The organism is Alicyclobacillus pomorum DSM 14955 (assembly GCF_000472905.1).
Taxonomy (GTDB): domain Bacteria; phylum Bacillota; class Bacilli; order Alicyclobacillales; family Alicyclobacillaceae; genus Alicyclobacillus_A; species Alicyclobacillus_A pomorum.
Genome location: NZ_AXAR01000005.1, coordinates 13891 through 30714, shown reverse-complemented (window position 1 = coordinate 30714; position 16824 = coordinate 13891). Strand labels below are relative to the sequence as shown.

18 protein-coding genes are annotated in these 16824 nt (G+C 49.7%); 2 read left to right on the top strand and 16 right to left on the bottom strand.

The window, feature by feature from the left end; genetic code table 11:
- Positions 1-21: 21 nt before the first annotated feature.
- The 4 genes from phaC to YWK_RS0106390 all read right to left on the bottom strand — a co-directional run bounded on the left by phaC (position 22) and on the right by YWK_RS0106390 (position 2787).
- Positions 22-1128, bottom strand: a complete 1107-nt coding sequence (gene phaC, locus YWK_RS0106405; protein WP_026964144.1) for a class III poly(R)-hydroxyalkanoic acid synthase subunit PhaC — start codon at positions 1126-1128, stop codon at positions 22-24.
- A gap of 55 nt (positions 1129-1183) precedes the next feature.
- Entirely contained in the window at positions 1184-1957 is a 774-nt protein-coding gene (gene fabG / locus YWK_RS0106400; protein ID WP_051375263.1) for a 3-oxoacyl-[acyl-carrier-protein] reductase, read from the bottom strand.
- A gap of 65 nt (positions 1958-2022) precedes the next feature.
- Complete coding sequence (locus YWK_RS0106395) at positions 2023-2514, bottom strand: hypothetical protein (protein ID WP_026964142.1); 492 nt, start codon at positions 2512-2514, stop codon at positions 2023-2025.
- Positions 2515-2787, bottom strand: coding sequence for a hypothetical protein (locus YWK_RS0106390; RefSeq protein WP_026964141.1), 273 nt, complete (start codon positions 2785-2787; stop codon positions 2515-2517).
- Positions 2788-3446: 659 nt separating this feature from the next.
- Here YWK_RS0106390 and YWK_RS18625 point away from each other — a divergent pair.
- Positions 3447-3878, top strand: coding sequence for a hypothetical protein (locus YWK_RS18625; RefSeq protein ID WP_245578528.1), 432 nt, complete (start codon positions 3447-3449; stop codon positions 3876-3878).
- 152 nt (positions 3879-4030) lie between these two features.
- Here YWK_RS18625 and YWK_RS20865 read toward each other — a convergent pair whose 3' ends face one another.
- From YWK_RS20865 to YWK_RS0106335, 10 genes are all read right to left on the bottom strand, one after another.
- Entirely contained in the window at positions 4031-5563 is a 1533-nt protein-coding gene (locus tag YWK_RS20865; protein WP_026964140.1) for a LuxR C-terminal-related transcriptional regulator, read from the bottom strand.
- A gap of 201 nt (positions 5564-5764) precedes the next feature.
- Positions 5765-6133: a hypothetical protein gene (locus tag YWK_RS20860; protein ID WP_051375311.1), complete on the bottom strand. Its 369-nt coding sequence runs from the start codon at positions 6131-6133 to the stop codon at positions 5765-5767.
- Positions 6134-6216: 83 nt separating this feature from the next.
- Positions 6217-7266, bottom strand: a complete 1050-nt coding sequence (locus YWK_RS0106370) for a hypothetical protein (protein ID WP_026964139.1) — start codon at positions 7264-7266, stop codon at positions 6217-6219.
- A gap of 19 nt (positions 7267-7285) precedes the next feature.
- Positions 7286-7801 (bottom strand): DUF6114 domain-containing protein, encoded by a 516-nt coding sequence (locus YWK_RS22840; RefSeq protein ID WP_415782785.1) that lies wholly within the window; start codon positions 7799-7801, stop codon positions 7286-7288.
- Positions 7802-7929: 128 nt separating this feature from the next.
- Positions 7930-8478, bottom strand: coding sequence for a DUF6230 family protein (locus tag YWK_RS0106360; protein WP_026964138.1), 549 nt, complete (start codon positions 8476-8478; stop codon positions 7930-7932).
- Between the two features lie 101 nt (positions 8479-8579).
- Positions 8580-10277 (bottom strand): ABC1 kinase family protein, encoded by a 1698-nt coding sequence (locus YWK_RS0106355; protein ID WP_245578526.1) that lies wholly within the window; start codon positions 10275-10277, stop codon positions 8580-8582.
- Positions 10278-10338: 61 nt separating this feature from the next.
- On the bottom strand, positions 10339-11835 hold the full coding sequence (locus YWK_RS0106350; protein WP_026964136.1) for an aldehyde dehydrogenase family protein: 1497 nt from the start codon (positions 11833-11835) through the stop codon (positions 10339-10341).
- Between the two features lie 82 nt (positions 11836-11917).
- Entirely contained in the window at positions 11918-12811 is an 894-nt protein-coding gene (locus tag YWK_RS0106345; protein WP_026964135.1) for a R2-like ligand-binding oxidase, read from the bottom strand.
- Between the two features lie 101 nt (positions 12812-12912).
- Positions 12913-13956, bottom strand: a complete 1044-nt coding sequence (locus YWK_RS0106340) for an alcohol dehydrogenase family protein (RefSeq protein ID WP_026964134.1) — start codon at positions 13954-13956, stop codon at positions 12913-12915.
- Entirely contained in the window at positions 13953-14375 is a 423-nt protein-coding gene (locus tag YWK_RS0106335; protein WP_035466261.1) for an SCP2 sterol-binding domain-containing protein, read from the bottom strand. The genes YWK_RS0106340 and YWK_RS0106335 overlap by 4 nt, the downstream gene beginning before the upstream one ends.
- A gap of 342 nt (positions 14376-14717) precedes the next feature.
- Here YWK_RS0106335 and YWK_RS0106330 point away from each other — a divergent pair, with 342 nt between their 5' ends.
- Complete coding sequence (locus tag YWK_RS0106330; RefSeq protein ID WP_156909054.1) at positions 14718-15470, top strand: hypothetical protein; 753 nt, start codon at positions 14718-14720, stop codon at positions 15468-15470.
- Between the two features lie 49 nt (positions 15471-15519).
- Here the strand turns inward: YWK_RS0106330 and YWK_RS18605 are convergent, their stop codons facing one another.
- Together YWK_RS18605 and YWK_RS0106320 are read right to left on the bottom strand one after the other, a co-directional pair.
- Positions 15520-16404, bottom strand: a complete 885-nt coding sequence (locus tag YWK_RS18605; RefSeq protein ID WP_051375259.1) for a sensor histidine kinase — start codon at positions 16402-16404, stop codon at positions 15520-15522.
- Complete coding sequence (locus YWK_RS0106320; protein WP_026964131.1) at positions 16401-16769, bottom strand: hypothetical protein; 369 nt, start codon at positions 16767-16769, stop codon at positions 16401-16403. The genes YWK_RS18605 and YWK_RS0106320 overlap by 4 nt, the downstream gene beginning before the upstream one ends.
- Positions 16770-16824: the final 55 nt, after the last annotated feature.

The window sequence follows — 16824 nt, the reverse complement described above, 5'->3', positions numbered from 1 at the left end:
TTCATCTCTATCACATTGATGTTAATCCCGTGCGGCGAGCCAAGCAGAGGTGTCCGGATACACTCTCTTTTTCGCCGTACCACCGAAGACGAGACTGACGTGGCCGACCGGATAGTTGTTCTCCTGTTTGTCCGTGCTGCTGATGTAGTCAAACAAGGCACGCGTCTGGTCGCAGGGTGCAATATGGTCGTGCTCTGCCGTCACAATCAGCACTGGGCACTCAATCCTTGAGAGATCCACGCGCCGACCGCGCAGTACAATCTCGCCTTTAATGAGCTTGTTTTGCTGATAGAAGTCTCGAATCCATTCGCGATAGGTCTGCCCTGGAAAGTCAGTGCCGTCGTTCACCCACTTGTTTATGAGGCGCCAATTGTGCACAAATTTTTCATTGTCCACTTTTTCATACAGTTGCACCCACGGATTAATGAAATTGCTCATCGGTTTCAGCATTTTGTTCCCAAGGTCAATCATGTGGGCAGGCACGTTGCCAAACGTCTCCACCACTTTGTCAACATCGAAATACTTTTCGTCGAGCCATTTGTTGTACAGCACAGCATGCCGGAAATCGATAGGTGCAGCGAGAACCACCAGGTTTTTTACCCGTTCCGGGAAGAGTGTGGTGTACATTGTGCCCATCGTGCCACCCATGCAGTAGGAAAACAGGTTGATGGACTCCTGGCCGCTATGCAGGCACACACGCTCTACTGCTTTTGCCAGATAATCGAGGATGTACTCGGCAAATCCATTGTGTGAATCCTCAATCCCCGCGTCACCCCAATCCAGCATGTAGACGTCAAAACCATCTTGCAGCAAATACTCTACGAAAGAGTTACCCGGCTCGACATCAAGGATGTAGGGCTTGTTGATCATCGCGTATACCATGAGAATGGGCGTCTTTTTCGTGACCTTCGCGTCTACTGGCGTGAAGTGGTAGAGCTTGCTCTTATTTTTCCGCCAGATGATTTCCTTCGGGGTCAAACCCATCTCCGGTTCCGCTTTCGTGATAACTTCCAGTATTTTGCGCTGCCGTTCACTCCATTGAACGAATGGGATGTTCTTCTGTTCGGCGCCTTGTTCGCCATCTATCATTTGCTTCCAGGCCTCTGCCCAATTTCCATGCGCGGTCATTGTTTCACCTCCATAAAATACCCCTGGTTCACTGACCAGGGGCACATTGCCGTTGTTACATGTACATGCCGCCGTTTACGTTGATGCTCTGGCCAGTGATGTAGTCACCGTCAACGACCAAGAAGCGGACAGCCTTGGCCACTTCCTTCGGCGTCCCGAAGCGGCCCAACGGAATTTTAGCGATGATCTTTTCTTGAACCTTTTCCGGTACAGCCGCCACCATATCGGTGAAGGTGTAACCCGGGCAGACACAGTTGACCGTGATGTTGTAGCGTGCCACTTCCAGCGCAAGGGATTTTGTGAAGCCAATCATCCCCGCCTTTGCAGCCGAGTAGTTGGTCTGACCGAACCCACCAGCCTGACCAATGATGGACGAAATGTTGACAATTCGACCATAGTTTTGCTCAATCATGTTTGGAAGAACCAGTTTGGTGAGGTGGAAGATGCTGTTCATATTGGTGGTGATGACTTGGTTCCATTGCTCTTCAGTCATATTCACAAATTTCGCGTCGCGCGTAATGCCCGCGTTGTTGATGAGGATGTCAATCTTCCCGTAGGTCTCCATAACCTCTTCATAGACCTTTTTCATGGCCTCCGGATTGGCGACATCCCCTTGTACCGCCGTAACCTTTGCGTTGTACGACTCGATTTCACGCACCACTTCCTGCGCCCGATCCGCATTGGACACGTAGTTGATAGCGACCGTTGCGCCCTGGGCCGCCAGTTCTTTGGCGATTTCTGCGCCAATGCCACGAGAACCGCCTGTCACTAATACAACGCGATCCTGTAGAATTTTGTGCGTAGCCAGTTCATTTACCGAAATTGCCATAGGTTCGTCCCTCCAAGTATCACGTGATGTGTTTGTATCAAAAGAACTGACTCTTCACTATGTGTTCACACGAGTTCAGACTTCGATTCGTCCGCACCCTCTTGTGCTCTCTGCCCGCGTCTGCGGTTTTTCGTGGCCGTTGCGTTCTTGTCAGAGTCAGATGCCTCTGGCAGCTGGAGCTGACCGATTGATTCCAGCTGCGCTGTGATTGCTTCAAGCTGCTCTCGCACATCAGCGTTGCTTAACGCGAGTTGCTCCAACCGAGCCAAACGTTCGTCCAGCTGGTCAATCTTGCTCTCGACTCCAACGATTAACTCACCTAGGCGAGCGAAGTCTTTCACAGTTGGTATGTTGTAGGCTTGCAGCATGTGTTCGACATTCTTCAGAATGCTTTGTTCCACTTGTAGTGTGGCACTCAGCAATTGTCCGGAAAATGCAGCATACTCTTCACTTTCCAGCCACTTTTGCATCGCTTCAGATAGTTTCGGCTCCACTTCACCATAAAAAGACTTCCAAACAGAGAACGGGTCTAAGTATTTTGCTTGCATGGCAGTCACCTATTTCCCTTCCTGCTTGAACAGTTGCATCAAATTGCGGAACTGATCCTGAAACTCTGTTTGGGCCTCAATCAATCGCACTTGGAGGTTTGCCAGCTGCGCCACAAACTGCTCCTTCCCTTTCTCCGTAAGACGGCTGGTGATTTGCTGCGCCTCACTTTGGGCCTCGTTCACCATCGCCACTGAGGAAGTCACAGCGTTTTCCATCAACTGAAAGAGTTGCACGGTGTTCTTTTTCGACTGTTCCATGATGTACTCAGTCACTTTTTCCATTGGAATTCCCTCCACTGACTCCTATTTATGTCTTAGCACCTGCGAATAAGCAGATACGAAGAGTCACTACGAATGTTTGGAGTGGCGCATGCACATACTCAGTATAAGATATTATTAGAATTAGAAAAGTTATATTTTCGGATAATTTTATACAAAATTCGACTAGATTCGACACGTCGCACTTTCCCATTCATCATCTTATTCCTTGTCATGCCTCGTTTTCGCTGCAATTGTTTATATGTTCAGCATGTCGAAAAATGTCGGATGATGGTCTGATTCGACAGAACTTTAACCCTTTCTTCACATATCTCAAACAGCTGAACATAAGTTTACAGTCTATTAAGAATCCGTAATATGGAAATTATAGCTCTCAAGAACGGAACGACGGCGATAGTCTGGAATGGACTAAAAAGCCACTTTCACGTCATCGGTCGACCCAAGCGTGTTCTGCAGTTAATCCTTCTTTGCGGCACTGCCTATCACAATCGGCCACTCGTGCTGATAGCTCCATCGCCGTGGCCTGGAACGAACCAGACGAATAAGACAAAAAAGAACCTGTGAGTATGGAGTACAAGGCCGCTCTCTTTGTTCCCTGATGGCATATGCTGATTCGAGGCCAAACCGCCTTGAGGAGCAGGTACCAGCGCGAGGTGGTGCATGTGAGAAAGAGAAAAAACAGGCAAACAAAAATTGCTGCAAGTATCATGTTAAGGTTTTTGGAAATTGTCACCATACTTTTGTTATTGACCGGCCAGATTACAATAGGTGGGGTTTTTATTACTCCAGATGGGTTCTCACTGTCTCTTTCCGGGCTGTTTACCGGACGTCGGATTGTTGTTGGGAAAACAGAGCAAGCAAAATTCATACAGGACGGATTGGACGTTATCACGGCATTACTGCTGATTCTTGGGGAGATCAATGTCATTGGAACTTATATCACTGCGGGCAGGTTCACCATTGTCGTCGGAGGCCCGCCGTTTGGACTCGATAAAATCGAAGCATATGTTCCGGAAACAAAGGAGTTCTTTGGCGATTATGAGGAAATGGTGTTTGAAAAATGCAATGTATACAAATTTGGAAAGAGGGAGTGATGGAGATGGCGTGAACAGACCTTCCTAAAATCAAACCATCAAAGGGTGCGGTGTACTTAATGGCAGCTTGTCTTGCGACGTTCACTTTTTTATTTACCCGACCTGTACCTAGACCGAATGGTAAACGAAACGTAGGAAGATGACCATCATCATTACTGAATCAGCCCTTTTCGCAAAGCTACCGCCACTGCATGAGATCGGTTCTTGGCACCGAATTTTCTCAAGATAGACTTCACATAGTCATTCACTGTATATTCACTCAGATATAGTGTTCTTGCAATGTCCTTGGTATCCAATCCGTTTGCAATCAGCTGAAGGATTCTCAGTTCATTGTTGCTGATCCCTGACGAGCTCTCTCCGGCTTTACTCAAATTGTGAGCTTCATCAGCAAGCATGGTGCTCACCTTAGCCATTCGATTGATTATCGTTTGCGCGGCTTGCACCGTTCGTCCATCCGGAGTAAACGGACTTCCCTGGTGATCCAGTAGAACCAGGCCAAGTGGATACTTATCTGGATTTACGAATGGAACAACCAAAAGAGAAGTGAGGCCGAAGAATTTTACGTGATGATCTGGAATCATTCCGTGAGCATCTGTAATGTGATATGGTTCCAAAGTCTGCAATGTATGAGATATCTCAGGGACGCTCCATTCCATTTCCTTGACTCTCCGAATGTCTTGCACGGGAATGTTATATGCCTCGAAACCTTCGAATGTCTTCGTCACCGGAGCATAGGCAAGCAAGGCACTCCTAGAAAACCCTGTAAACTGGCAAAGTTCTCTCATTGCATGCGAAAAACGGTCGTGTTGCTTAGCTGTGAGTATGGTTTCGTCAAGGTGAAGGAGTGCCCTCTGCAGGCACAGTTCGGAGTATCCACCGTCATCGTTCATGTGCTTCGCCAGCTGCAAAGTGATGTTGAGCCACCGAACACATTGATTCAATAAGAGTTCCGATTGAGCGTTCATTTCCCCGCTCACAATGAAGGTAAGGTTGCCTGCGACGGGTATCTTGAACGTGTGCCGGCCTGATATGCAGCGTTCGTACACTTGTTCTGTTATCTGTGTATCCATGTTGGCGGGGTACCAGACTTGTTCATCTTTGTTCCATACGGCCACATCGACAATGGACAGTTTTTTTAGGTGTGACGTGACTATCGCCGCCCAGTCCCAGATCCCCATGACCCCCATGTAATTCAACATTGCTGTTAAGGTCGTCTGTTCCATGCTGGTCATTGTCGCGAATCGACCTGTCGGTGTAACCGACGTGAGTTGCGCCACCGCGGCAAGGGAGAGCTGCAATATGAGCGCATGTACCCACTGCAAAGCAATCGCGATATCTGATTCATCCATGTTTAGCCGCACGACTGCAACAACGAATTCTTCGAAAGTCGATAGAATAAATAGGATATTCGATAGAGTGATATGTTCCTGCAGACACGCGATGACAGAGCGAAACTGAGAAACCACGGCTGATTCGTCCACGGCCCACAATTCACACAAGCCGATTAATGATGAAAAAACGTCCTCCGACGCCCGCGCTTCCCGGGAATTCATACGCAACTCTTGTAAACGAATCCCGAACTGCATTTCGCAATGGCGAGCGTTTGAAAGTAGTTGTTTTGCCAAACATTCTCGAATCTTTGTGGATATTAACGGCAACTTGATCTCGGAGCAGACATTTCGCATTGAATCTCCCCCAAATCCACAGATCCTCAATTCGAATTTACATATTGTCAAAAATTTCGAAATATAAAGTTTGTTTCTGTCTGTTGTGTCCTCTCTCCGTACTCCAGCTAGACATCAAATGAGCTCTCTTCTCTTTAGGGGTATCCATGTCTAAAGAGCGACGGGTTTCCCCCCGCCGCTCATTCAAGCACTTATCACTCGTCACTCCACTTTCTGTCGCCGATGTGCCAACTCATTACTGATATCTTTCACTTCCAGCCGGAGCAACTCGAGATCAGCTTGCAACTCTGCCAACTTTTTATGAACTGATTCCAATCCTTCGTTGAAGGATACACTTTTCCCGTCATTGAGGTTCGTGTTTTGATGACGTAATCTTTGAAAGCGCTGAAAAAGAATCAATAACGCGGGATCGTTCACGACTGTATCGATGAAAGCATCCTCGATGGTTTCCTTGTAACCCGGCATCCCATGATCTTTTCCATAAAGCAAATGCTTTTCCAAAAGGCGATCAATGTCAGGGTTGTTCGGTCCACCACTTTGCCGGTAAAATGCCTCTATGCGCTGTGACATGGTTAACGCTTCGTCCTGATGGTCCGGGGCCAATGTATGTTCCTCCTTATGCAAAAGTGAAACTGCGTAGCGCGGCAGACAGCCTATGGGCCACTTCCAAAAAAATCTCGAAGCAGAGGGGACATTGCTTGTATAACTGAACCCAACAACCCTGGTCCTTGACTCGTTGGCTCGGTCGATGAACCGCTGGAACGGGTTGACGGTGAAGTGGCTGGGCTTTCGGTTACCGAATTTTCAGATTGAGTTCTAGAGACAGTATTTTTAAGTTGGGTTGCTTTAGAACCAGAGTTTAATGATCCTAAGTCCTTGGCGGTACTTGATAACGCACTCCCGAGCACACTCTGCAAGTTCCCATTTGTCAAAATCCCTGTGGGCGACGACACAGTCCCCATCAGTGGGGGTACTTTGAATTGATGATTTTCTCCTTGTTGAACTTGAGTGGGGTCCGTATGATTGGCCTCTGGTTGAACTTCTCTTGGATCCGCACCGTTCAAGAGGGAATCCAACTGTGAAACTACTTGTGCCAACGTTCCGGACAACGGGATCTGAGTCAAATCGACCATATTGCCTGTATTCACTCCAATGGGTTGTTCATTGACATGGAGTGACAACCCCGGAATATTCGCCTCATCTGAAATCAATCGGGTCGCCATCAGGTTGACGTCGGTCAGTACCAAATCAGGCAACAGTACGTTCAACTTTACGCCAACTCCGCGAAATCCCAGACCAACTACATCAACGGTCACGTTGTTCAGGCGAACTGGTCCCGTGGATTGAATTTCGATTGCGTCCGTACTCCCGGAAATGGACGTGTTCTTTACAAGTTTCATCCCATAGAGCACCAATTCTGAAAACCGCAATTCAACGCCGAGTTTCCCAGATGTAGAAATGGGTTCTAAAAAGGCGCCTTGAGCCTGAATCTTGTCTGCATGGATGTAAAAAGACGATGGATTGGCAGCTGGAGAAGCATGAACAGTCCCCTTATCGTTTGGCATGTCTGACACAGAGCGAGTCACCATGGACTGAGTCGTCGCAGAGGCGGTATTGGGCCATATCAAGGCAACAGCCAGCCAAGTCAATACGAAGGCGCCTGTTAAAAAAAGCTTTCTGTAACCTTTGCGATGCCAGGACATGGGCATCCCTCCGAGAGTCCTAAAACCATTTTTCCCACGCGTTTTTCGATGGCTCCTTCTCCTTTGACTGTTCACGAGTTCTTGCTGAAGCAGCCCTGTCTTTCGCGCGCTTTGTTCGCTTTGGGTTTACTGATGCTTTACTCGCTGAACTCGTTGCCGGTGCCCAAGCGATACACAGAGCACCTCCGACAATCCCCAATAATGCTCCTACGACCAGTCCACCCAGCGCACCAATTATCGAAAACACCGACAGAATGATGGAAAATACTCCGATGATTCTCGTGTTTTGAGGGAACAGCCACCCCAGTATGGCACAGGCTAGAATCAAGGTGCCAAATAAAAGTCCTGCGGAGGCAAAGCTTCCAGACACAAACGCTAACCAGTAGAGGTTGACAGGGATCCACAACGTCGCAACCCCAGATAATGTGATGCATGATAGACCCAATCGAGGTCTACGACGAGCTTTGGGTAATTCTGACTGAGGAGATTGCAACTGTGGTTGCGGTCTGGAGCTTTGAAATGACACCTGCGGCATCCGAATACCCCTTTCTCACGGAAGCGTTTTCAACTGCATCTCGTAAACACTTCTCCGATGTGCAAATTCCTCTGAAATAGTTCAGCACGAAGAGTTGTTGCTCGCGTTTTGAAAATCGCTGACTGAAGTTAATGTGTTGGCGATACACTCACTGACAACCCTGGCAATGTAATGCTGTTGGTATATAGGTAAGTCGTTTGGATGTGCGGATTCACCAAGGTAAGTTGAGGTGCTGATAACGAAAATTCTTGTACAGCGCTCGAAGCCTCTCCGTTTTGGCCAATCGTCAGTTGCTTAAATGCTGCCAGCGCCTGCAATGCAGCCATGTTCATGACCATACCGTTCGCATGAACCTCCTTATTCGTCTGAATCAGCACACGAATCTTTCCGCCGCCCGGCACGGGTACGTCCTTATACAGTTTCAAGTTTTCAATCGTACAATCCAATGACACCTGCGTTTCTGGAACGTTGGATCCGTCTGAAGAGAGCTGGCCAATCCGAGGCAACAACCGAAAGTGGGTAATATTGATTTGACTCGCCTCAATCGTAAAGGTTCCCACCCCAGCCAGAGGTAACGCGAGCGCCACACCACCATTGAGAACGCCAGCTAACATAGCCCCAACCATCGCGAAAGCGCCCAGAAGCGCACCGATGAACACCCGAAACCGGTACTTCATCTCGCATTCCTCCCTCAAACACCATTTCGTTCGCTCAAACGCTTCTTTTTGATGGATGGCCTGACGACAAAAGCCCTGCCCCATCAACTTCTAACCATCTGTCAAGTACGCCTGGAACGAAAAACGCTCCACAGTGTGAACGCACCCAGGATAACGCCTGACCACAACATCGCTGACGACATCGCTTCAACAGCCCCACCGTTTGGCGTCCGTAACGCAACGCTCATTAACAACGAACCGGCCACGAGCAACGCAATAACGATTCCAGCCATCACCAATCGATTCACCATTTTTTGAAAGGATTTTAATGTGCTCGGCGAAACCCTGTTTTCCACGGTGAACGTCATGTCATTCCATGCCAGATGTTCAAGAATCATGTTGAGACGCCGTGGTAGTGAGGTAACCAATTTCGTGGATTCAGCAAGAAGTGAAGCGCTCGCCCGGTAATTGAAGCGTCGTTGAAACCATTGCCGGAGTAACTGAACATCCGCTGTTTCAACCACCGTGTGGTAGGATATCTCCGGACAGAGCCAGCGCGCAGTCCCTTCGGCTGCCGAAAATCCTTTCGCCCACAAAGCGAGTCCCGTGGGAACACGACAGTAGTTTTTCATGCCAATCAAAATCAGACTCAAAATCAGATTGCCCCAGTTGTATTTACTCGCTTGATTACTCGTTACGTAATGAATGAAGAGCGACCGCAATTGGTCTTTCAAATTCACCCGATCCGTGAATTTCGTCGGCTGAAACAAATCCAAGGCAGCTTCTGCCGCATCCTCGGCTTGATTGACCCGTGTATGCAAGAGCATGCGAAAAATCGCTTCGGTGTGTATGGCATCCATGCGACCGACCATGCCCCAGTCGATGATATACGCCTTCTTTGAAGAGCGATCAATCATGATGTTGGAGCCGTGCGGGTCCGCGTGATAGTACCCCTGCACAAAGGTTTTAATGTAGTAGTGCGCGAGGTCCACCATGCGTTCCAGCCGCTCTTCAAACGTGAGAAAGTCGACCGGGAACTCCTTGAGATTCCACCCATCGATATATTGCATGACGAGGACGTGTTCAGAAGCAAAGTACACCTCTGGTACGTCAATCGTCTCAAATTCGTCCATGAAAACTCTGTGTTCGTCCATCGAGCGACGTTCCGTCCGCATATCCAACTCTTCGACAGAACTGCTGTAATAATCTGAAATTAAACCGCTGAGATCCAGTGCGGCAGCTAAGTTGTCAGGTAACAGTTTCTCGACTCGCCGAACCAAACGTTTAATGACCGAGATATCGACCTGAAACAACTTATCGACAACAGGACGTACAACCTTGACTGCAACGGTTCTCCCATCTTGTAATTCCGCCTTGTAAACCTGCGCCAGTGACGCGGATCCAATCGGATCCGTGTCAATCCACTTGAACGTTTGAAGGCCATCCGGCAGTTCGCGTTCGAGGTATACGGCCATGTATTCAAAGGGCATTGGAGTGACGTCATCCAGCAGCTTGGCGAGTTCCGTCGTAACTGCCTCAGGCAGTAACTCCTGGCGCGTCATAATGACTTGCCCCAGTTTGATGAAGGTCGGGCCGAGTTCCTCGAACGCTTTTCTCAAGCGCTCACCAAGTAAACGCTGCTTTTTTACATCGTCGCGGCTTCGGTCTGCCAATAGGTGCATGATGCCATGCTTACTCACTGTGGTGATGATTTTTCGTAACCGTTGCCGTTTGGTGATCTTTGACCGCAGCCGTTCAATGTTCTGTTCGGATTGGTCCAAGTTTGGACGCTCTTCGGTTTGAACCGCCGTACCCATCATTGTCTCGCCTCCTTCTGCATCAAGTGGGATTCTCGGCACCTCAGGTCGTTTTGCAAATCGTTCACGTGAGATTCAGCCACACGCTTTTCACTTCCGTAAAGTGCTCCAGTGCATATCGACCCATTTCTCGGCCAATGCCGCTTTGTTTAAATCCGCCCCACGGGCTCACCGGATCCAACAGACTGTAACCGTTTACCCAGACTGTGCCGGCTTTCAGCGCGTGAGCCACTTGCAACGCCGTTTTCACATCGCTTGACCACACTCCGGCTGCCAAACCGTACTCGGTGTGATTCGCTCGCTGCACCACATCCGATACATCTTCGAAGGGCATCACGGCCAAAACCGGGCCAAAAATCTCCTCGCGCGCAACAAACATATCATCGGTTGCCTCCAGAACCGTCGGCTGGACAAAGTATCCTTGGTCCGAGTTCTTTGTCCCACCGGTGAGAACTTTGCCGCCTTCCGCCCTTCCTTTCTCGATATAGCTCAGTACTCTTTGCATGTGCGCTTCGCTCACCAATGGCCCCATTTGCGTCGACGGATCGACTCCGACGCCTTGACGAATGGCTTGCGCGCGTTCGCAAACTTTTGCAAGCACCTGGTCATATATCCGCTTATGCAAATAGAGTCTCGAACCGGCGCAACACACCTCTCCTTGGTTGAAGAAAATGCTCATCATGATTCCACCCGCAACCGCGTCCATATCAGCATCCGGAAACACGATGTTCGGTGACTTACCCCCTAGCTCCAGGGAGACGCGTTTAAAATTCGTAGAAGAGTTTTGTAAAATGTCTCTTCCAACGCGAGTCGAACCGGTGAACGTAATTTTGTCGACACCTGGATGCTTCGACAACGCTGCGCCAGCAGATTGTCCGTAGCCGGGGACGATGTTGACCACACCGGGCGGGAAGCCTGCTTCCATCACCAGCTCACCCAAGCGAATGGCGGTAAGCGGCGTCATCTCCGACGGTTTCAGGACAACCGTGTTTCCACACGCCAATGCAGGGGCTAGCTTCCAAGACGTAATCATCAACGGAAAGTTCCACGGAACGATGGCGCCCACCACACCAATCGGCTCGCGCCGCGTGTATGTCAGGTAACTGCCTGGAAATGACACGGGTAACGTTTCCCCGGTGATCTTGGTCGTCCATCCGGCAAAGTACCGGAAATGGTCCACCGTAAAGGCGATGTCCACGAACGACGTTTCGGTCACCGGCTTGCCGGTATCCAAGGATTCTAGTTGGCTGAGTTCCTCACTATGCTGTTCAATCAAGTCAGCTAATTGCCAAAGCAAGCGCCCCCGTTCAGCCGGACTCACATTTCGCCACGGACCATCCAAAGCGGTACGTGCAGCCTGTACTGCCAGATGGACGTCTTCTTCCCCGGCTTCGCAAATCTCGGCAAGCGGCTGTCCAGTGGCTGGATCGATACTGTGAAACGTGCGTCCTAACTGCCCGTCGACCCATTTTCCGCCAATCAACAACTTTTTGGGGCCGTCTAGCAAAAACTTTCGGACGGTATCGCTGACAAACGCTGATTCCAACGTGGTCGAAAATATACTTGTCAAATCACGTTCCTCCATTTCCAATGTCCACACCTATCCACGTGGCAGAGTCCGCAAAGCACAGTCCATCACGCCCTTATCGCAGAACTCCTACAGACTCTTCGCTGATGAGGTAGATTTCGTCCACGTTTCGCGTCCGCGCTCGTTCCAGCGTATCCATCCGGAATTGGAACTGTTTCATTGCAAAGTTGATAAACTCGTCAATGTTTAAACCAAAGGGCATGTTTTCATCTGGAGTAATGATTTCGTTCACAACCCCGATGGCGTACGGCAACAATGTCTCCATGTGGCTGTTGACCACATCCCAGATGTTTTCGTTCTCACAGATGAGACGGGATAAAAGATAGGTTCCATAGCCAATGTGGCGAGATTCATCCTTCTTTAAATAATCGATAGCAGATATCAAACCGGGCATCTTGTTCAGCCGCTTCAACGAGGTGTAGAAAGCGTGGTAACCGGTCTCTGCCAGCGTCCCCTCGACAATCATGTTATAGGTGACCGATGCTTTGGCCTGCGCCTCGGGTGACTGATCTTGAATCAATGCCTCCATCGCTTCCGGCAGAAACTCGTAAAAGATTTTCTTGTAGTTCTCACCGTGAAACTCCGTGATATCCCGTTTTACCCCCACGACATCGTCCAGGAATAAGCGAAACATTTCCGTGTGTTTTGCCTCTTCCCACAAGAATGTCGTCAGATACATTTCTTCTTCGAGTCGACCTTCCAACGAGATCACGCGGACGAGCGGCAGAAGATCCCTTGTGACCGCTTCCTCACCGGCCTGAAACATGGAGCACAACCTGAGAACATATTGCTGTTCCGCGTCCGACAATCCCTTCCAATCTTCCTTATCTTGCGTTAGGTCAATATCCCGTGGATCCCAGATGCCCAACTTTTTCGCCTTCTGATACAGGCGCATTGGCAGTATCGATTGATTCAATCCTCGTTCAGTTGTCGTTTGCGTCACACGCATTCCGTACCCCTCCATTAGACTGAATAATTAAACAATTTAACTGCTGGTAAAGAAATTTTGCATCCAAACGCTGCCTATCCTGACGTTTGAGAGGTGCCCGTTCAGTCGACGGTAAAGAGAACTTTACTGGCCTCTCTGCTCGCAAACAGGCGATATCCTTCAGCGGCCTGGTCTAGCGGCAGCCTGTGACTCACCACCACTGTTGGATCAATCCGCCCCGACTGTACGAGGGCCAACGTGGTATCGATGTCTCGGTGGATATTCGCAACGCCCACTCGGAACGTAATGTCCTTCGCCAAACTAGTCACGAGTGGAAACTCGAACGTCTCTTCCGACGTTACCCCTATCGCCGAGATCCTTCCGCCCCCGCGTACCAAATCGAACGCCAGGCGAATGGTCGCGGAGCCACCCACCGCCTCAATCGCAACGTCGACACCTTCGCCATGCGTCAGTTCATTGATGCGCGAGACAGGATTGACGTGTGCGGACCATACCGGAATGGCTCCCACTGCAGCGGCCATCTCGGTTCGCTCCCTCATCAAGTCGATGGCAATGACACGCGCGGCACCGAGCGCAAATGCGCTCTGAATCGCCATCATGCCTACCGGTCCACACCCGATGACAGCCACAGTTTCACCAGGTTTCAAACCGCTGTTCATCACCGCACCGTATGCAGTCGTCAAAATGTCCCCGGAGAACAATGCTTGTTCGTCGGTCAACCCGTCCGGTACCTTGCGCAGCGAATAATCGGCGTACGGAATCCGTGCGTACTCGGCTTGCGTTCCGTTTAGATTTCCAAACGCCATTCCGTAACCTAACACACCGCCGGACTGACATTGGTGGAAATCACCTCTCCTACACGACAGGCACGTTCCACAACCGACATGAAAGGTGCCCACAACCCGGTCGCCCGGACGAAAGGCGCGAACCTGCGCCCCAACCTCTTCTACCACACCAACGTATTCGTGTCCGATGACCATCCCCGGCAGCATTCCAGGAATCTGACCATGATAAAGGTGCAAATCGGAGCCGCAAATGGCTGCCGTGGTGATGCGAAGAATGGCGTCCGCTGGATCCAGAATGGATGGATCATCCACCCGCTCGACCTGAATGTTTTGCACACCCTGAAACGTTACCGCTTTCATTTCAATCCCTCCGGCATCTCTCCGCCTGCGCTGAGGGCACATTCGACCAAGTGCTTGGCAGCCATCACGTACTGTGACAAGGTGGACATGTTTCCTTTTTCAAGGGCCAGTTTGCCTCGCATAATAGATGAGATCGGCTCCAGTTTTCTTTCAAAAATCTGTTTCCACGTATATGGATCCGCACTGATGACGTACGTCGCAGAACTCAGGTCTTCAGTGGACACTACCCTCGCATCTCTGCACTGGCCGTGATACAGATCCAACAGAATCGCCCTATCCTCCGGCACCCCGACAGATGGATCTCGCTGCATTTTGAGTGCAAGGGGCCACTCCCATGTCGTCGCAGAAGTCCGGTATTGCTCACTTTTGTTCAATTCGACCTGCCACGTCTTCGCCCACTCGTCTGTAAACACTTCCATTCGCAGTCCTCCTCAAGTACTCGTATCCTATCTACCTTCTTCAGTTTCAACCATCGCTGTGGAGAGACATCCTGTTCACCAATAACATATTGGATCTGGGGATAAATGAGCATCCCTACTTTTAGGGAGAATGCACTCCAGTTTTAGGGGTATTGGGGCATTGATTACGGTTGTGGCTTCGTATTGCTACGCGCTATCGAGGTGCGCGACGCTTGTCTTCAATGTTCTTTCAACGTTTTGCGGATAAAATGCATGGCATCGGCGATTTGCAAAATTCCTCTAGCGTGGTTCGAAGTTATTTTTCAAATCGCTGGACATCAAAAGTTGAAGGAGTGATAGCTTGTGAATGTAACAAAAGGCAAATTAGTGGTAGTATCCAGTGCCGCGTGTGGTTTTTTAGTTGGTGCTGGAATGTTCGCTTTTAACGCGTTCGCCAACACTGGAAGCTCGTCTCCGTCAACAGCATCATCATCGACGCCAGCGGCACAGGCAAACAATAATGATGGTGACCATGATTTTCATTTTCAACGCTTTGTCATCAAGAAGTCATTGCCGTCCTTAGCAACATATTTACATGTAACTCCACAGGAGTTACATAAAGATTTGGCCAATGGGCAGTCGTTAGATGATATTGCAAAAGCACATAACATCTCGGAGGCGAATCTGCAAACCGAACTGAAGTCTCTGGTTCACTCCGCATTGGAGCAACCAGTGATTGATAAGCGTATCACCGAAGCTCAAGAGTCGACAATTGAGGCAAGAATCGATGCAAGACTTCCACAGATTGCTGCAGACAAGCACCTACTTCAACATGGAAGGGTATTTGAAACCAGAGTTCACTTTTTACAGCTTGTTGCAAAAGATCTGCACATGACCGTTCCACAACTCGTCTCCAAGCTGAAATCCGGTCAATCCATCAATTCCATTGCGCAAGCGCAAGGCGTGTCTCCAAATACGTTGAAGGACGAGCTTAGTTCTGTGATTGATGCAAAAGTGAATGGAAAAATCGATAAGATTCTCTCAAAGAGCCATTGGTTTACACAGGACGAGGAAGACACGACTGCACCGGCAACCATCACGACGACCAGCAATTAACGCATCATCATCAATGACTCCGGATGCGTTCATCCGGAGTCATTGACATTTACAGCGACGGCCGCTGTGCATGTTCAGCCGAGCGAACCGGCAGCTTCACTGTCACTCGCGTACCTTCTCCAAGTTTGCTTTGCAACATGATTTTTCCTTGGTGTGCCTCGACAATCCACTTGGCAATGGCGAGGCCTAGGCCCACACCGCCAGTCCCCCGATGACGCGCCTCATCCGCCCGGAAAAACCGCTCAAAGACCCGGTTCACATCCGCCTCCGCGATGCCTTGACCCGTATCCTCTATCTGTACCACAGCTATGTTCCTCTCTAACGCAACGGTGACTCGCACCTTACCACCTTCAGGGGTGTACTTGCATGCGTTGTCCAACAAAATCACGAAAAGCTGATGCAGTCTATCGGGATCGCCCATGATATGGATTTCCCCAGGCAGATCCGCTTCCAGTTCCAACCGTTTCGCCATCGCGATGGTCTCAAACAGTTCCACCACATGCTGTACAAGTTTCGTAAGATCTACCGGCTGTCGTTGTACCGTAGCGGTCTGAGAATCGCTGCGCGCAAGTGTTAACAAATCCTCCACAAGTTTGGCTAGTCGCCGTGCCTCGCGATGCGCGTTGTTAATCCACTCCAAGTTATCCAAAACGGATTGATCCGAGTGATCCAATACAATGTCTAAGTTGGATTGAATGACAGCCAATGGCGTTCGCAATTCGTGGGAAGCATCTGCAACGAATTGGATCTGTCGTTGCCAAGCCTGGCGAATGGGGCGCATAGCCCGCCCAGCGAGGAAAAACCCAGCCAACATAGCAATGAGCGTGCCCAAAGCGCCAACTCGAAGCAGCACGCTTTGGAGGCGGTGTAAGACAGCCATTTCTCGAGCTACGTTGGTGGCGGTGACGATATACCCAACCTGGTTTTGCTTCACAACGTTTGTAATGGCACGAAATTCACGCGGTAGACCGCACCTTGTTGATTCAAGTTGGCCGTAAAGTGCCGATACTGATGTCGCTGAATGAGGATCTGCAATTTGGCGGCCAAATCAGGTGTAGCATTGGAGACGAACTGGCCTGGCTTGACGACAATGGCGTAGATACCGGATGGTAGGTATTTCATCACAGCAGGGGGTTTCTGATGCTCCACCTGGCGAACAATGCCGGATAACTCCACATCAACAGCATGCAGAACGACTTGCCGCAGGATTCCGTATATAGCAAACGAGGAAACCATGTAGAGCGCTAAAAAAATCCCTACAGTAAGCAATGTCAAACGGACTTGGATGCGATTGAACACGGTAAAAGGCTCCTACCTGTTTGGAATCAAAATGAAAGGGTACCCCTTCCCCGTC

Excerpts from the sequence above, each read along its gene's own strand:
- phaC (WP_026964144.1), bottom strand. The coding sequence starts at position 1,128 with ATGACCGCGCATGGAAATTGGGCAGAGGCCTGGAAGCAAATGATAGAT.
- fabG (WP_051375263.1), bottom strand. The coding sequence starts at position 1,957 with ATGGCAATTTCGGTAAATGAACTGGCTACGCACAAAATTCTACAGGAT.
- YWK_RS0106390 (WP_026964141.1), bottom strand. The coding sequence starts at position 2,787 with ATGGAAAAAGTGACTGAGTACATCATGGAACAGTCGAAAAAGAACACC.
- YWK_RS20865 (WP_026964140.1), bottom strand. The coding sequence starts at position 5,563 with ATGCGAAATGTCTGCTCCGAGATCAAGTTGCCGTTAATATCCACAAAG.
- YWK_RS20860 (WP_051375311.1), bottom strand. The coding sequence starts at position 6,133 with ATGTCACAGCGCATAGAGGCATTTTACCGGCAAAGTGGTGGACCGAAC.
- YWK_RS0106370 (WP_026964139.1), bottom strand. The coding sequence starts at position 7,266 with ATGTCCTGGCATCGCAAAGGTTACAGAAAGCTTTTTTTAACAGGCGCC.
- YWK_RS22840 (WP_415782785.1), bottom strand. The coding sequence starts at position 7,801 with ATGCCGCAGGTGTCATTTCAAAGCTCCAGACCGCAACCACAGTTGCAA.
- YWK_RS0106360 (WP_026964138.1), bottom strand. The coding sequence starts at position 8,478 with ATGAAGTACCGGTTTCGGGTGTTCATCGGTGCGCTTCTGGGCGCTTTC.
- YWK_RS0106355 (WP_245578526.1), bottom strand. The coding sequence starts at position 10,277 with ATGATGGGTACGGCGGTTCAAACCGAAGAGCGTCCAAACTTGGACCAA.
- YWK_RS0106345 (WP_026964135.1), bottom strand. The coding sequence starts at position 12,811 with ATGCGTGTGACGCAAACGACAACTGAACGAGGATTGAATCAATCGATA.
- YWK_RS0106340 (WP_026964134.1), bottom strand. The coding sequence starts at position 13,956 with ATGAAAGCGGTAACGTTTCAGGGTGTGCAAAACATTCAGGTCGAGCGG.
- YWK_RS0106335 (WP_035466261.1), bottom strand. The coding sequence starts at position 14,375 with ATGGAAGTGTTTACAGACGAGTGGGCGAAGACGTGGCAGGTCGAATTG.